The organism is Niallia sp. FSL W8-0954 (assembly GCF_038005605.1).
GTDB lineage: Bacteria > Bacillota > Bacilli > Bacillales > Cytobacillaceae > Niallia > Niallia circulans_A.
On sequence record NZ_JBBOTN010000001.1, the window covers coordinates 2299746 to 2314264 of the forward strand.

Sequence of the window (14519 nt, forward strand, 5' to 3'; positions counted from 1 at the left end):
GTTACCAAGAGTAAGAACGGAAACCTTTTACTAAAAAAGTACTCCTGTTATAATACAAATAAAGATTCTATGTAATAACTAGAATAAGGGGGATACTTATGACTGGTAAAATAGATACAAAGGAAGTGTGGACTCGGTTTATTCAAGAAGGATCTTTAGAACCAGCAAATTTAACACCAGAGATTGAAGAATCTTGGCATCTTTGTCGGCAAAAAGGCTTGAACCCACATGATGGAATAACTGATTGTATCTTGACCCCAGAGGAATTCGAAGAAAGATTGGTAGAAAATGAATTATTAATTACTTTAGCTAAGCAAAATGTTAAGCGTTTACAAAAGTTTCTGCGAGGCTGGCGTTTTGTTATTATTTTAACGGATAGAGATGGGTACATATTATATAAAGAAGGGGAAAGTTCAATTAACATTGCAGCAGAAACGATCCGATTCAAAGAAGGAGCAAAATGGGGAGAAATAGAAGTAGGAACAAATGCAATTGGTCTCGCGGCAAGATATAAAAAACCCATGATGGTTAGAGGGTATGAACATTTTTCGAAAGCATCCCAACAATGGAATTGTTCCGCCGCACCAATTTTTAACCAGCATAAAGAAATGATAGGAGTTTTGAATGTATCTAGTCTCTATCAATCTATTAACCAGCCATATGTGTTAGCATGTGTTAAGCTTATTGCGGATTCCATTTCACTTGATTGGAAAAAAAAGATGCACGAGGATATGGAGTTTTTGCTGCGAACAACTTTCCAAAGCACTGGACAATACATTGTTTGTACCATTGATAAATACATTTGTGCCCTTCCAAAAAATCTTCAGCAAAAATATCAAAAGTGGATTGGCACATCATTAAGTCGATTCGCGCAAGAGACTGGCGCAGTATCTGCTGTACATATCCCAATTATGCACCAACATCGACTCATTGGATATCGAATACCTCTCCGTGCGGAAACAAGCTTTGTTTTAAATGGAAGTAGAGGAGTAAGCGAAAGTTATAAGCAAGTGATGGAATCTATTAAAAATGTCGCACCCACAGATACTACGGTGCATTTAATAGGAGAAACAGGAGTTGGCAAAAAATTTCTTGCGAGTTGTATTCATGAAAATAGCCCAAAATCCACGTCCCCTTTTTATAAATTACACTGTTCGATGCTAACTAAGGATATTCTTCAAAGATTTCTTTCTACAGATTTGCAACGTTTGACTAAGAAAAAGCATCAAGTGGTTGAGGAAGCAACAATTTTTTTGGAAGAGATAGGAGAACTGTCGATTTCCTCTCAGCAAATGCTGTTAACCATCTTACAGGAAAAGGAAAGGGAACATCATAAATCTTATCGTTTTATCACATCTTCCACGAAAGATATCCGTGATCTAGTAGAGCAGGGGATAATAGATCAGGATTTATTCTACTATATTTATGCCTATCCCATTTATCTTACTCCTTTGCGTGAACGAAACGAAGATATAAATGCTTTGATTGATTACTATTGTGACAAAAACAATTGGCATCCGGAGTGGAGGATAAATTGGAAATTACTATTTTCAAAGGGACAATGGTATGGAAATGTTCGCGAATTATATAATGCTCTCGATCGATGCAGAATTTTATATAAAGAGGTTGCGCCAACTGAAGAACAGTTGTATGAGCAAGTAATGATCGCGGAAAAACATATGCAAAAATCGTACTATAGAAAGGATCCGAAGACTAAATTTGAAATTCAGGCAATTACAAACGCATTAAAAAAACATCATGGAAATGTATCAGAGGCAATAAAAGAACTAAATATGTCTCGTGCAACACTATATAGAAAAATAAAAAAATATCAACTAAAAAATTTTTTATAAATGTTCACATTCTCAGTTTGGGAAATAGTGAGACAAAAGTGAGACAAAATTACATGATTGGAGAATAAATAAGACAACCGAAATGGTGGTCTTTCACATTCTCCAATCTTTTTTTTGTTTAATGATAAACAGGTTTTTGCAAAGTAATTATTGACTAAGAAAATGTGCGTCTTTTTTTAAACAAAATGATGGTGAGAAAAGTGAGAAATAATGAGAAAATCTGTCTCATTTTAGTAGTTGAAAAATACGATATATATTGATTTATCAATGTTTTAAGCGCTTTCAAAAAATAAAAATATGTTGTATCATCGAAGTGTGTTAATACTGGAATATAGAATGGAGGAAAGAAAATGAAGAAAGAAACTGCTTATTGGGCCTATACGAAAATGAATGAAATTAGAAAGTTTGAAGATCAAGTTCATAAGATCTTTTCAACCGGGGCTATCCCAGGTTTTGTTCACTTGTATGCAGGAGAAGAAGCAATTGCTGTTGGTGTATGTGCACATTTAACGAATAAAGATTATATAACGAGTACACATAGAGGTCATGGTCATTGTTTGGCTAAAGGCTGTGATTTAAATAGTATGATGGCAGAGATTTTTGGAAAAGAAACAGGGATATGCAAAGGCAAAGGAGGTTCTATGCATATTGCTGACCTTGACGTTGGCATGTTAGGGGCTAATGGCATTGTTGGTGGAGGATTCCCCCTTGCAGCTGGTGCCGCTTTAACAGCCTATGTTGAGGGAACAGATAGCGTAACTGTCTGCTTTTCTGGAGATGGTTCCAATAATCATGGAACATTTCATGAAGCAATAAACATCGCTTCTATCTTAAAGCTGCCTGTTGTTTTTGTAGTAGAAAATAACGGTTTCGGGGAAGCCACTCCATATCATTATTCTACTTCCTGTAAACAAATTATTGATCGTGCACCTGGCTATAGTATTCCAGGAGTAAGAGTTGATGGAAAAGACTTAGTAGCTGTTTATAATGCTGCTAAAGATGCAGTGGAACGAGCTAGAAATGGAGAAGGTCCTACTCTTATTGAAGCGGTTACGTATCGAAATTATGGTCACTTTGAAGGAGATGCCCAAAAGTATAAATCGGAAACAGATCGTGAGAAGTGGCCAGTAGATGAAGACTGTATCGAAATCTTTAAATCGTATGCTTTTGCGAATGACTTGTTAACGGAAAAAGAAGTGGAACAGATTGAGAACGAAGTGGAAAAGGCAGTGGACAATGCAGTAGAATTTGCAAAAAATAGTAAACAGCCTGACCCATCCATGTTATTAGAAGATGTGTATGTCAACTACAAATAATAAAAGAATGAGGTGAAGGAAGAATGGGAAGAAAGATTACATTTTCACAAGCTATCAATGAAGCAATGGATATTGCTATGGAGAGAGATAATAAAGTTATCTTAATTGGAGAAGATGTTGCGGGTGGTGCAACTGTTGACCACTTACAAGACGAAGAAGCATGGGGTGGCGTTTTTGGTGTTACCAAGGGATTAGCAAATAAATATGGCCGTAAAAGAGTTATCGATATGCCGATTGCAGAAGCTGGATATATGGGAGCAGCTGTAGCATCAGCAGTTACTGGTTTACGTCCGATTTCAGAATTAATGTTTAACGACTTTATTGGAAGCTGTTTAGATGAAGTGCTTAATCAGGGAGCGAAAATGCGTTATATGTTTGGTGGAAAAGCAAGAGTGCCTTTAACTATTCGTACAAACCATGGCGCTGGTGCAAGTGCGGCCGCACAGCATTCCCAGACTTTATATGGTATGTTTACCGCTATTCCAGGTTTGAAGGTAGTTGTGCCATCTAATCCATATGATGCAAAAGGTTTATTACTTTCAGCAATTGAAGACGATGATTTAGTTGTATTCTTTGAAGATAAAACCCTTTATAGCATGAAAGGGGAAGTGCCGGAGGGATACTATACCATTCCGCTTGGAAAAGCAGAAGTGAAGAGAGCAGGTAGTGATCTTACCATTGTGGCAATTGGAAAAATGGTTCATGTTGCGATGGAAGCAGCAGATATTTTAGCAAGTAAAGGAGTGGAAGTGGAAGTAATCGATCCACGTTCATTATCTCCACTGGAAGAAGAACCAATTTTAGATTCTGTCGAAAAAACTGGAAGGCTAATTATTGTCGATGAAGCAAATCCACGCTGTAGTGTAGCAACCGATATTGCAGCACTTGTCGCTAATAAAGGATTTGATTATTTAGATGCTCCAATTAAAACAATAACGGCGCCACATACTCCAGTTCCATTTGCAACTAATTTAGAGCAATTATATATACCAAACGCAGAAAAAGTTGTCAATACGGCATATGAATTAATTAATGAATTAACTTTAGCTCGATAATTGGAGGTGAAAATATGTCAACTGCTATTGTGATGCCGAAATTAGGAATGACCATGAAAGAAGGCACCATTGTGGAGTGGTTAAAACAGCCTGGAGAATCCGTCACGGAAGGGGAAGGAGTGGCTGTTATTAGCTCAGAAAAACTTACAAGTGAAGTAGAGGCACCATCAGATGGAGTACTTCTTAAAATTATCGAAGACGTCGATAATGAAGTAGAAGTTGGAAAGCCAATTGGAATAATAGGTAATGAAAAGGAAGCGGAAAGTGAAAGTAATCATGATGTTAAGGAAGGAAAAGATTCAACGTTAGAGGAAAAAGAGCCGGCACAACAAGAGGCGGAAGTGAAAGTGAAAGATACAAATAAGCGAATTCGGATCTCTCCTGCTGCAAGAAAACTTGCCCAACAATTGCAAGTGGATACACAAAAAGTTACAGGAACAGGACCAAATAATCGAATCACGCGAAGAGATATTCAAGCATTTGCTGACAAGCGTGGAGAAGAAAAAGTACCAACAAAACCAAAAGTGGAGCAAGAAACTGCAACTGTTGTACAACCAACAGGCGTAAACGGTGAAAAATTATCTGTTATGCGTCAAACCATTGCAAAACGAATGCAGCAAAGCCTGTTTACAACTGCACAATTAACATTGCATCGAAAAGCAGAAATTAATGCCCTGCTAGATTTTCAAAAGGATATTAAGAAACAAGTAATGGAAAGTGAACTTGATGTCCGATTAACTTTAACGGTGCTTATTGCAAGAGCCGTTACATTAAGCTTGCGTGATAAGTCCTTTATGAATACTCATTTAATTGATGACAAATTATATTTATTTGATGAGGTGCATTTAGGAATTGCCACATCTTTAGATGCCGGATTAGTCGTCCCGGTAGTAAAAAATGCAGAACGGCTTCCACTCGGGGAATTAGCAAAAGCTATATCGTCTGTAACGGAAAAAGCAAGAAATGGACAATTACCAGGAAATGAACTAACGGGATCAACTTTTACTATTTCTAATTTAGGCCAACAGGGAATTGAATATTTTACCCCAGTCCTAAATACCCCTGAAACAGGAATTCTTGGTGTAGGAACATTTATCGACGAATTAAAACTAGAAAATGGAACAGTAAAAACAGTGAAAAAATTACCTTTAAGCTTAACGTTTGATCACCAAGTGCTTGATGGAGCACCAGCAGGAGATTTCTTGAACCGAGTTGTTTATTATCTAGAACATCCATATTTACTAGTGTTATAGATAAAAAGAGTGTAAAAAGTAGATAGGCACGCAAATGAAAAATGATTGCAGCTCTATACCTGTTAGGAAGCAATAATTATTGAGTGTTTGAGAAAATTTAAGAAGCGGAGCAGTGCGATTTTTCTCTGTGATCGTGCTGCTAACTTAAAAGACAAATTCAATATGATTGCTTTGGTTCGAAGCATGGATACTAATTGTCGGCAATAGCTCACCATTTTTCTGTTGCCTCTCTGTAGAAGGAAGGGAATCAAGAATGAAAAAATATGATGTCGTAGTCCTAGGTGGAGGTACGGGAGGGTATGTAGCAGCAATACGTGCCTCTCAAAAAGGAAAGACAGTTGCAGTAATAGAAAAGGATAAGCTCGGTGGAACTTGTCTTCACCGTGGCTGTATTCCAAGTAAAGCATTATTGCGTACAGCAGAAGTATTTACTACATTTAAAAATGCTGCAAGCTTTGGGGTAGAAGTAAGTGGAAATATAGCAGTGAATTTTCAAAAAGCGCAAAAAAGAAAAGAAATGATTGTGCGCCAATTAGAAGCTGGAATAAAAGGATTGATGGCGAAAGGGAAAATTGATGTCTATGAAGGGACCGGTTTCTTTCACTCTAATTCCATTTTAAAAATCACTGATCGAGCAGGAAAAGAAACAAGTATTGAAGCAAAAAATACAATTATTGCGACAGGTTCCAAACCAAGATCCTTGCCAGGCCTAACATTAGATGAAAAGCAAGTTCTTTCATCAGATGGGGCGCTGTCACTTAAAGAATTACCTAAAAGCATCATCATTATTGGTGGAGGGGTTATTGGCATGGAATGGGCCTCTTTACTTAATGATTTCGGTGTAAAAGTTACAGTTTTAGAATATAGTCCGCGAATTGTCCCGACAGAAGATGAGGACATTTCACAAGAATTACAAAAAATTTATACAAAGAAAAAAGTACAGATTGTAACCAATGCTTTAGTTGATGCAAAGAGTTGTAGATTAACAGAAAAAGGGGTGCAAATTAGCGCCGAAGTAAATGGAAAAAAAGACATCTTTTCCGCAGAAAAACTGCTTGTCTCCGTTGGAAGAAGTCCTGTAGTGGAGGGAATTGGTTTAGAAAATACCGCAATTAAACTGGAAAAAGGCGCAATCGTTGTAGATGAAAATTGTCGTACACATGATCATAAAATATTTGCAATTGGAGATTGTATCCCAACACTTCAATTAGCCCATGTTGCCATGCATGAGGGTATTCTCGCAGTGGATACAATTGTCGGGGAAGAAACATATTTGATTCCGTATGAACAAATACCCCGTTGTATTTATACCGCACCGGAAATTGCAAGTGTAGGGATATCTGAAGCAACAGCTAAAGAAAGAGGATATGAAGTCAAAGTTGGATATTTTCCGTTCCAAGCAATTGGAAAAGCACTTGTTCATGGAGAGAAAGAGGGGTTTACCAAGATAATTGCCGATAAGAATACAGATGACATTCTTGGGATAACGATTATTGGGCCACATGCTACAGATTTAATTGGCGAAGCTGCATTAGGTCAAATGCTCGAAGCAACTCCTTGGGAAATTGCCCATACCGTTCATGCCCATCCAACCTTATCAGAAGTATTAGGAGAAGCTGCTTTGGCAGTAGATGGTCTATCACTTCATATGTAATGACAATTGGCTAATTTGTACGATTTGTGTAGATAATATCGATCGTAATTAGCCATTAACCTGTGCAGAATAGTGTCTGCACAGGTATCATATCGTTTGCGGATTGTGAAAAAAAGAAAAGTAACATTAAAACAATGGTTTCCACTCTTTCTAGCTACTGAAAGCAGAATTTTTGCAAGAAACCATGTCATCCGTTAAGCTGAAAGTAAGTTTATTTCCATTCTTATATATATAAGAATGTTACAAAGGCAGGAGATGGCATGATGAAGGTTACAATCACCGATGCAGCTGTTGAGAAATTCCGTAGCTATGAAGTTCCTGAGGGTGCAGTTTATCGATTAAGTACCATTTTTAGTGGCGGCTGCAGCTATGTTTACAATTTTGATTTAGCGGTTGATTTTCCACAAGAAGAGGATAAGGCATTTGAGGATAATGGTTTAACGATTTATTTAGATCCATTAACGATTAAGCATATTAATGAAGATTTAAAGTTCGACTATGTGCAGGGAAAAGGCTTTCGTTTAATTGGACCAAGTGAAATTTATTCTTTCCATTTGGAAGTAAAGCAAAAAGCGAAATAAGGTTGAAAACCGATCAGGTCCTCACATTGGGTCTGATCTTTTTTGTTTAGCGCGATGAAACTATACCTCTCTATTTTCATATAAGGATATAAAGTGGGGGATTAGTTAATGGTTATGTATTTCTTGATGCTATCGTTAGGAATCATTATTCTATTGTTTTAATGTGTTGAACATTAAATTTATATAGTTAAAATAATTTAGTAATTTCTATTCTAACTTTTATTCTTTTCGGTATATACTTATTTAGAGGAATAGTGTCGCAGTACTTTTTAAGTTGATATACCATTATAAATGGAATTATTTATGAACAAAGCATTAGATAAGAATGAACCATCATTTCGTTTTATAATAATAAAAAGGAAGTGAATCGCTTGATTAAATACGAATCCCTTCATCATGTAAGTCTTACTGTAACCGATTTAAAAAAGGCTAAACACTTTTATGAGAAAATATTATGCCTAAAAGAACTTCCCCGCCCTAATTTTGATTTTCCTGGTGCCTGGTACCAAATACAGGATCAGCAACTTCATTTAATTGTCTATCCAAATTCCCAGACAATTCGCAAAGATAAATCGATAAACAGTCGGGAAGGGCACTTTGCTCTCCGAGTTGAAAATTATTATGATACGCGTAGTTGGTTAAAGAAGCATAACGTGGAATTTTTAGAAAAGCCTTATGGAATAAGCGGATTTGCCCAAATATTCTGTGCAGACCCAGATGGTAATTTGATTGAACTGAATGTGGATCAGAAAGATTTATAAGGACAAAATGCCATGAAAATAGATAATGGGAAACAAAGAAAAATACAAGCTAAATATAGAGAATTACAAAATGAAGATAATAAAAAAGATAATATTACGGAAAAGATTGCAATTGTTTTTAGTTTGCTCTTTCTACTTATTATGTTTTTGAATGTGTTTATAAAGTCATTTTAAAATGTATTGCCCATCAGTAATCTGTACATTAAATAGAAAGAAATAGGGTGAATTAATTTATCCCTATTTCTTTCTATTTAAAAAGCAAAGATCACTATGATAGATGTTAAAACAAATAAACATAATAATCCAACAAATAAATAGGCCGATATTTTTACAAACTTTGGAAAAGAGTTAATGTTATAGTTTGTAACTCCTATTTGGTCGCCTGTTGCTTTTTGCAAATGAGCAAATTCTTTAGGTACAAAAATTTCATCGTCATTTGAGAAATCAGCGTCATTCTTCTGTGTTTCATGTGTTTTTATTGTCCTCACCACTTTTCGTTCCTATTTTATCTTTTTGTCATTACTTCAAACTTGTATGGATTATTATGACTTAATTATATCGTTATTTCCTTTTAATTGGAAATTTTTCTGTATTATCTTCTGATAACAGTGACTAAGAAATCTGATTCTTCTCAATCAGTAAAAGGAAATAGCATGGAGGCGGGGGATTTTAATGGAATTAGTAAGACCATCAAAGAAATATAGCAAACAATTAATGGAATATAGATCAGCTTTTTTACAAATAGAAGAACAGCCATATGGTGGAAGCTCTTTGCAAAATTATACAGATTTTCATGAATGGCTTAATAAAGTAAACAGCCAGGAAAAAGGTGAAAACCTCCCACCTAATCGGGTTCCTGCCACTCAATTTTTAAGCATAAAGAATGGGGAATTAATGGGACTTATTAATATCCGCCATCGATTAACACCAGAACTATTGATGGAGAGTGGGCATGTTGGCTATAGTATCCATCCAGCCAAACGAAGGAAAGGGTATGCGACAGAACAACTGCGACTTAGTTTACTAGAAGCAAAAAAGCTTGGTTTAAATAAAGTGCTAGTAACCTGCGATAAAGAAAATACCGCTTCTGCTAAAACGATTCAAAAAGTTGGGGGAGTGTTAGAGAATGAAGTAATTTCCACAGATGGGAAGGAGATTGTTCAGCGGTATTGGATTGAAATTAGGTAAAGTTATATAACCGAATAAAAAATTTAGCAAACTACATTGCAGTCCATTTAGTAATTGATTGGACTGTTTTTTTTGATAGGAACAATTTTATTAAAAAGAACCGAATCGTATTTAGGAGTATATATACCTTTATAAATATATGTTCAACCTGTTTATCAATAAAAAAAGTATAAAAATGAATAAAAATTTATTGTAAAACGATAAAACATGTGGTAAATTTCAATAAGATAATAAATAGAAGAGGTGTTTTTTTATGAAAAGAGGAACTACCCTTTTTTTAAGGGTTGCTGTTGTTCTTATTGGAATTCCAGTTCTTGCTTTAGGATTATGGGGAATGTATGGCTTGGCTAAAAACCCAGTAAATCCAGATTATGCACATATACTATATCCGCTTGTATTGGGAATCTATCTATCTGCAATCCCATTTTATATGGCACTTTATCAGGCTTTTAGACTTTTGGGGAATATTGATAGGAATGAAGCATTCTCTGAGATGTCTGTTAAGGCATTAAGCCATATAAAGAAAGATGCAATCAGCATTAGTATCTTATACGTTCTAATGACGCCTTTTATTTTTCTCTTAGCTCAGACAGACGATGCTCCAGGTCTTATCCTATTTGGAATGATTCCGATTTTTGCTTCCATTGTAATTGCGGTTTTTGCAGCTGTTCTTCAAAAGCTTTTACAACAAGCGATTGATATAAAATCAGAAAATGAGTTAACAGTCTGAGGTGAATGAAATGGCAATTGTAATTAATATTGATGTGATGTTAGCAAAAAGGAAAATGAGTGTAACTGAACTTTCAGAGAAGGTTGGAATCACAATGGCGAATCTATCTATTTTAAAAAATGGAAAAGCAAAGGCTATTCGACTTTCAACACTAGAGGGGATATGCAAAGCTCTAGAATGTCAACCAGGAGATATTTTAGAATATCGTAAGAGCCAAGAAAATGAATAAGTAAAATTGCAAAGGCTATTTGAAAAGTATTGTGACGTATTTTCTAACATAGAGAAATTAAAAACATTTCGGAAGGAGGGAAAGGAATGAAACTACCTTTTTTCAGCAAGAAACAAGCAGCAGTATCCGACCTTTTTCTGAACGAAACGATACCGGAACATGTTGCCATCATTATGGATGGAAACGGACGCTGGGCAAAGAAAAGAGGAATGCCTAGAATTGCTGGTCATAAAGAAGGGATATCAACTGTAGTGAAAATTGTAAAGACCGCCGTTAAATGGAAGGTAAAGGTTCTTACGCTATATACATTTTCTACAGAAAATTGGAAACGACCAAAGACAGAGGTTGAGTTCATATTGAGGCTTCCTAAAGAGTTTCTATCTATATATCTACCAGATCTGATAGCTAGTAATGTTCGCATAGAATTAATAGGAGATATCGAAAAGCTTCCAGCTCATACCCGTGAAGCTGTTGAGGACGCAATCGAACGTACGCGTGGTAATGACGGACTTTTGCTGAATTTTGCGCTTAACTATGGAAGCAGACAAGAGATTTTACATGCGATGAAAGAGATATTTTTGGATATTAACAATGATGAATTTTCGCTACAGGAATTGGATGAACAGAAGTTTTCAGACTATCTATATACAGCTGGTATGAAGGAACCAGACCTCCTTATTCGAACAGGTGGAGAAAAGCGAATAAGTAATTTCCTCCTATGGCAGCTGGCGTACACAGAATTTTGGTTTACTGATGTATTATGGCCAGATTTTTCGGAGAAGGAATTTCTATATGCGTTGGAAGATTTCTGTAAACGAAAAAGACGCTATGGTGGATTATAGGTGGAAGGAATATATTGTGGTAATAAATAACGATTATGCTATTGGGAATTATATAAAAAGTGCAACCTCAAATAATACTTTGTTATATTGATATAATGAATAATCGATAAAGTAGGGAGACTGGAAAATGGAAACGAATGTTTTTGAACAGCTGGCCAAAAGATATGATACAGAAGATAGAAGAGAATTAGCTAATGTGATTGTGAAGGAAGTAAGAAGAGAACTTGAAAACAGTACATCTCTATCTTTAATGGACTATGGGAGCGGAACTGGTCTCGTTAGTTTAGAATTATCGGATTTGGTAGCTTCGATTTTGTTAGTAGATTCATCCGAACAGATGCTGGAGGTTGCCCAAGCAAAAATAGCTAATAGAGGAATTATGAATGCAGATATCCTATATTCTGATTTTACGCAAGACACTCCGAAACATAAGGCAGACGTTATTTTAATGTCATTAGTTCTTCTTCATATCCCAAATACTAAGAAGATTTTACAAGCGTTATTCCAAATTTTAAATCAGGATGGCAAATTAATTATCATCGACTTTGAAAAAAATGATAAAATAAACCATCCAAAAGTGCATAACGGTTTTACAGAGGAAGAATTAAATGAAATATTGTCGGAAGTAGGTTTTCGTTCATCAAAAAGGAAAACATTTTATCAAGGTAATCGTATTTTTATGAATCAAGATGCTTCTTTGTTTATTTCCAGCAGTATAAAGTGAGTTTCAGATGTGGAAGCATCGGCTAAATAGTTTCTCTCTTTTCCTGTTCTGCTTCGTGATATTCGTCTGGCAGATCACTAAGGTAGAGAACGTTGCTTAAAAGTTTAATATCACTATGTATTTGCTTTTTAAGTTGTGCATCTTCACATTTATAATAATCAGCCATTAAACGTTTGATTTCGTTACAAATAAGTTCGATTCGGAGCATGATACCGATCCCTTCGAGTATGATAGACTATACTAATTATGTACCAATTTACTAATGAATGAAAGTGTTAAGTGTTATTTAGTTGGTAGAAGATAAAAAAGAAGTCGTATCCGAACGTGAATCAAGTTTTAGCATGATCGGATGAATTACCTTCTCTCCTTTCCCATGAATTAATTTGATTTTTCTTCGCAGATTAGGCTTTCTTATTGACAAATATAAAAATTTGACATATCTTATAGTTAGTTTCATACTTAGTTATAAATTAATTTTCGCTTAAAAATTAAGACTTTAGCATTCTTTTAATAATGATATTGACTGAATGAAAAAGTAACTTAATAAAGTAAGGAAAAGTGATTTGATAAATAAGTATCCTAAATTATTGTACGAATGTCTTTTATTAATTAAATGAAAATATAAAACCAAATAGAGGTAGCTCTTCAAACAATTCGATGTAATTAGTTGAAGAGAAGCCGACAATTTTTTGAGTTCTCATGATTTGCAGATCATGGTGAATTTAAAAGATTGTCGGCTTTTTTATTGGAAAAATGAAAGGTTTTTTGAAGTAAGTTAGTTAAAGGAGTTTTTAAAATGTTTCTTTTGCACAGTATGCCATCATTACTGTTAGTGTTTTTTATGATGATTATTGTTTCGATGCTGAGTGGACTATTATTTTTGCATCAAAAAGTGCCATTAAGCTATGTAAGGATTCATATCTGGATTGTGTCTTTACCGCCTTTGTTCGCTTTAATCGCGCTTGCGAATCCGAATGGAGCAGAAAATGCAGGTCCTTTTCATATGGATTCCTTGGCTTGGCTGATGACTTTTTTTGTTCTTGTCATTGGTTTAATTGTTCAACGTTTTTCAATCCGCTATTTAATGGGAGATCGATCTTATCGTAAGTATTTTACCCTTTTCACTTTTACCACAACTGCCGCTTCCATTGCTTGGCTAAGTGGAGATCTGCGATGGTTGGTTCTATTCTGGGGAGTAACGCTAGCAGGATTAACCTTACTTATAAGATTAAATAATGGCTGGAAAGTAGCTACTGAGGCTTCTAAATTATCTGGTTATCATTTTTTAATCGGTTGGGTGTCCTTGTTATTGGCAGCAGTTTGGTTATCTCACAGTACTGATTCTTGGCAATTATCAACCGCACTATCGATTGAAAATCTAGCTGGAATTTCGGCATGGGAAAGAACTGGAATTAATTTATTGATTGTCCTAGCGGTTATCATTCCAGCAGCCCAATGGCCTTTCCAAAGATGGTTAGTAGAGTCTGTTGTGGCACCAACACCTGTTTCAGCGATAATGCATGCAGGAATTGTCAATGCAGGTGGAATCATGCTTACTCGTTTTTCTCCACTATTTAATGGCGATTTAGCTTCCACTATTTTATTACTAATATTTGCCGGGATATCTGTCTTGGTTGGTACAGGAATTAGTTTAGTACAAGTTGACTATAAACGTCAGTTAGTTGGCTCGACGATTGGACAAATGGGTTTCATGCTCATTCAGTGTGCCTTAGGTGCCTATGTTGCTGCCATTATCCACCTTATTCTACATGGTTTATTCAAAGCAACGCTATTTTTACAGTCGGGTTCAGCAGTGCGACGAAAGGAAGAGTCTAGTTACAGAAAAACACAGCCCGCTTTTTTATGGACGATCGCAGGGTGGATTTTAAGTTTTGCTGTGGGGCTAGTTTTTTGGCTTCAAGCACCAAGAGAAGGCTATCAAATAATTAGTGCGTTAATTTTAGTTTGGTCTATTTCTATTTCTTGGCGACAGCTTGTTGCTTTTGGAGAAGGGAGCATTGGCCGGATTGCTGGTTTAATTTTTGTAGGAGGAACCGCTGCTATTTATTCTTTTATTCATCATTTTTTCTATGACATATTACAGACTGCTGTTTTCCAAGGTTCGCAGCCGCCATTAGCTGTTGTTCTTATCGTTGGTTGTCTTTTATTAGTTGGCACTGTAATAGGGGCGATCGCTGCTAGAAATCGTTCGTCCATCTTCTTTACTGTCCTATATCTTTGGTTAGTGCGATTAGGAGAAGCAAAGCCAAAAGCAGTAGAAAGTCATCCGAGCTATCTAAAACAACAATTACCATAAAAGGAGGTAATGTGTG

Annotated in this window: 16 protein-coding genes; 14 read left to right on the plus strand and 2 right to left on the minus strand. The window is 35.8% G+C overall.

Translation table 11 applies throughout. The features are described from left to right. Positions 1-98: 98 nt before the first annotated feature. From NX902_RS11225 to NX902_RS11260, 8 genes are all read left to right on the plus strand, one after another. Positions 99-1853, plus strand: coding sequence for a sigma-54-dependent Fis family transcriptional regulator (locus NX902_RS11225; RefSeq protein WP_341122840.1), 1755 nt, complete (start codon positions 99-101; stop codon positions 1851-1853). A gap of 350 nt (positions 1854-2203) precedes the next feature. Beyond that, complete coding sequence (locus tag NX902_RS11230; protein WP_095328396.1) at positions 2204-3169, plus strand: thiamine pyrophosphate-dependent dehydrogenase E1 component subunit alpha; 966 nt, start codon at positions 2204-2206, stop codon at positions 3167-3169. A gap of 23 nt (positions 3170-3192) precedes the next feature. Next, positions 3193-4224, plus strand: a complete 1032-nt coding sequence (locus NX902_RS11235; protein WP_095328397.1) for an alpha-ketoacid dehydrogenase subunit beta — start codon at positions 3193-3195, stop codon at positions 4222-4224. Positions 4225-4238: 14 nt separating this feature from the next. Further along, positions 4239-5477, plus strand: coding sequence for a dihydrolipoamide acetyltransferase family protein (locus NX902_RS11240; RefSeq protein WP_123259502.1), 1239 nt, complete (start codon positions 4239-4241; stop codon positions 5475-5477). Positions 5478-5730: 253 nt separating this feature from the next. Next, positions 5731-7131, plus strand: a complete 1401-nt coding sequence (gene lpdA / locus NX902_RS11245) for a dihydrolipoyl dehydrogenase (protein ID WP_163185544.1) — start codon at positions 5731-5733, stop codon at positions 7129-7131. A 263-nt stretch (positions 7132-7394) separates the two neighbouring features. Continuing rightward, positions 7395-7712: a HesB/IscA family protein gene (locus tag NX902_RS11250; RefSeq protein WP_164463626.1), complete on the plus strand. Its 318-nt coding sequence runs from the start codon at positions 7395-7397 to the stop codon at positions 7710-7712. 371 nt (positions 7713-8083) lie between these two features. Then, positions 8084-8473, plus strand: coding sequence for a VOC family protein (locus tag NX902_RS11255; protein ID WP_095328401.1), 390 nt, complete (start codon positions 8084-8086; stop codon positions 8471-8473). Positions 8474-8485: 12 nt separating this feature from the next. Beyond that, positions 8486-8647, plus strand: a complete 162-nt coding sequence (locus NX902_RS11260; protein ID WP_164463627.1) for a hypothetical protein — start codon at positions 8486-8488, stop codon at positions 8645-8647. 77 nt (positions 8648-8724) lie between these two features. Here the strand turns inward: NX902_RS11260 and NX902_RS11265 are convergent, their stop codons facing one another. Beyond that, on the minus strand, positions 8725-8961 hold the full coding sequence (locus NX902_RS11265; RefSeq protein ID WP_169188912.1) for a hypothetical protein: 237 nt from the start codon (positions 8959-8961) through the stop codon (positions 8725-8727). Positions 8962-9145: 184 nt separating this feature from the next. Here NX902_RS11265 and NX902_RS11270 point away from each other — a divergent pair, with 184 nt between their 5' ends. The 5 genes from NX902_RS11270 (at position 9146) to NX902_RS11290 (ending at position 12186) form a co-directional block, all read left to right on the plus strand. Then, positions 9146-9661: a GNAT family N-acetyltransferase gene (locus tag NX902_RS11270; RefSeq protein ID WP_171509583.1), complete on the plus strand. Its 516-nt coding sequence runs from the start codon at positions 9146-9148 to the stop codon at positions 9659-9661. 253 nt (positions 9662-9914) lie between these two features. Continuing rightward, positions 9915-10391 (plus strand): DUF2975 domain-containing protein, encoded by a 477-nt coding sequence (locus NX902_RS11275; protein WP_095328404.1) that lies wholly within the window; start codon positions 9915-9917, stop codon positions 10389-10391. Between the two features lie 10 nt (positions 10392-10401). Further along, on the plus strand, positions 10402-10620 hold the full coding sequence (locus NX902_RS11280; RefSeq protein ID WP_095328405.1) for a helix-turn-helix domain-containing protein: 219 nt from the start codon (positions 10402-10404) through the stop codon (positions 10618-10620). An 86-nt stretch (positions 10621-10706) separates the two neighbouring features. Beyond that, a complete protein-coding gene (locus tag NX902_RS11285) occupies positions 10707-11462 on the plus strand; it encodes an isoprenyl transferase (protein WP_123259501.1) in 756 nt (251 codons plus the stop codon). A 127-nt stretch (positions 11463-11589) separates the two neighbouring features. Next, entirely contained in the window at positions 11590-12186 is a 597-nt protein-coding gene (locus NX902_RS11290) for a class I SAM-dependent DNA methyltransferase (protein WP_095328407.1), read from the plus strand. Between the two features lie 22 nt (positions 12187-12208). Here NX902_RS11290 and NX902_RS11295 read toward each other — a convergent pair whose 3' ends face one another. After that, positions 12209-12394 (minus strand): hypothetical protein, encoded by a 186-nt coding sequence (locus tag NX902_RS11295; protein WP_095328408.1) that lies wholly within the window; start codon positions 12392-12394, stop codon positions 12209-12211. Between the two features lie 588 nt (positions 12395-12982). Here NX902_RS11295 and NX902_RS11300 point away from each other — a divergent pair. Further along, entirely contained in the window at positions 12983-14503 is a 1521-nt protein-coding gene (locus tag NX902_RS11300) for an NADH dehydrogenase subunit 5 (RefSeq protein WP_095328409.1), read from the plus strand. Positions 14504-14519: the final 16 nt, after the last annotated feature.

Coding starts and splice junctions, on each gene's coding strand:
- NX902_RS11240 (WP_123259502.1), top strand. CDS start 4,239: ATGTCAACTGCTATTGTGATGCCGAAATTAGGAATGACCATGAAAGAA.
- NX902_RS11270 (WP_171509583.1), top strand. CDS start 9,146: ATGGAATTAGTAAGACCATCAAAGAAATATAGCAAACAATTAATGGAA.
- NX902_RS11260 (WP_164463627.1), top strand. CDS start 8,486: ATGAAAATAGATAATGGGAAACAAAGAAAAATACAAGCTAAATATAGA.
- lpdA (WP_163185544.1), top strand. CDS start 5,731: ATGAAAAAATATGATGTCGTAGTCCTAGGTGGAGGTACGGGAGGGTAT.
- NX902_RS11300 (WP_095328409.1), top strand. CDS start 12,983: ATGTTTCTTTTGCACAGTATGCCATCATTACTGTTAGTGTTTTTTATG.
- NX902_RS11280 (WP_095328405.1), top strand. CDS start 10,402: ATGGCAATTGTAATTAATATTGATGTGATGTTAGCAAAAAGGAAAATG.
- NX902_RS11225 (WP_341122840.1), top strand. CDS start 99: ATGACTGGTAAAATAGATACAAAGGAAGTGTGGACTCGGTTTATTCAA.
- NX902_RS11285 (WP_123259501.1), top strand. CDS start 10,707: ATGAAACTACCTTTTTTCAGCAAGAAACAAGCAGCAGTATCCGACCTT.
- NX902_RS11295 (WP_095328408.1), bottom strand. CDS start 12,394: ATGCTCCGAATCGAACTTATTTGTAACGAAATCAAACGTTTAATGGCT.
- NX902_RS11290 (WP_095328407.1), top strand. CDS start 11,590: ATGGAAACGAATGTTTTTGAACAGCTGGCCAAAAGATATGATACAGAA.
- NX902_RS11230 (WP_095328396.1), top strand. CDS start 2,204: ATGAAGAAAGAAACTGCTTATTGGGCCTATACGAAAATGAATGAAATT.
- NX902_RS11250 (WP_164463626.1), top strand. CDS start 7,395: ATGAAGGTTACAATCACCGATGCAGCTGTTGAGAAATTCCGTAGCTAT.
- NX902_RS11235 (WP_095328397.1), top strand. CDS start 3,193: ATGGGAAGAAAGATTACATTTTCACAAGCTATCAATGAAGCAATGGAT.
- NX902_RS11275 (WP_095328404.1), top strand. CDS start 9,915: ATGAAAAGAGGAACTACCCTTTTTTTAAGGGTTGCTGTTGTTCTTATT.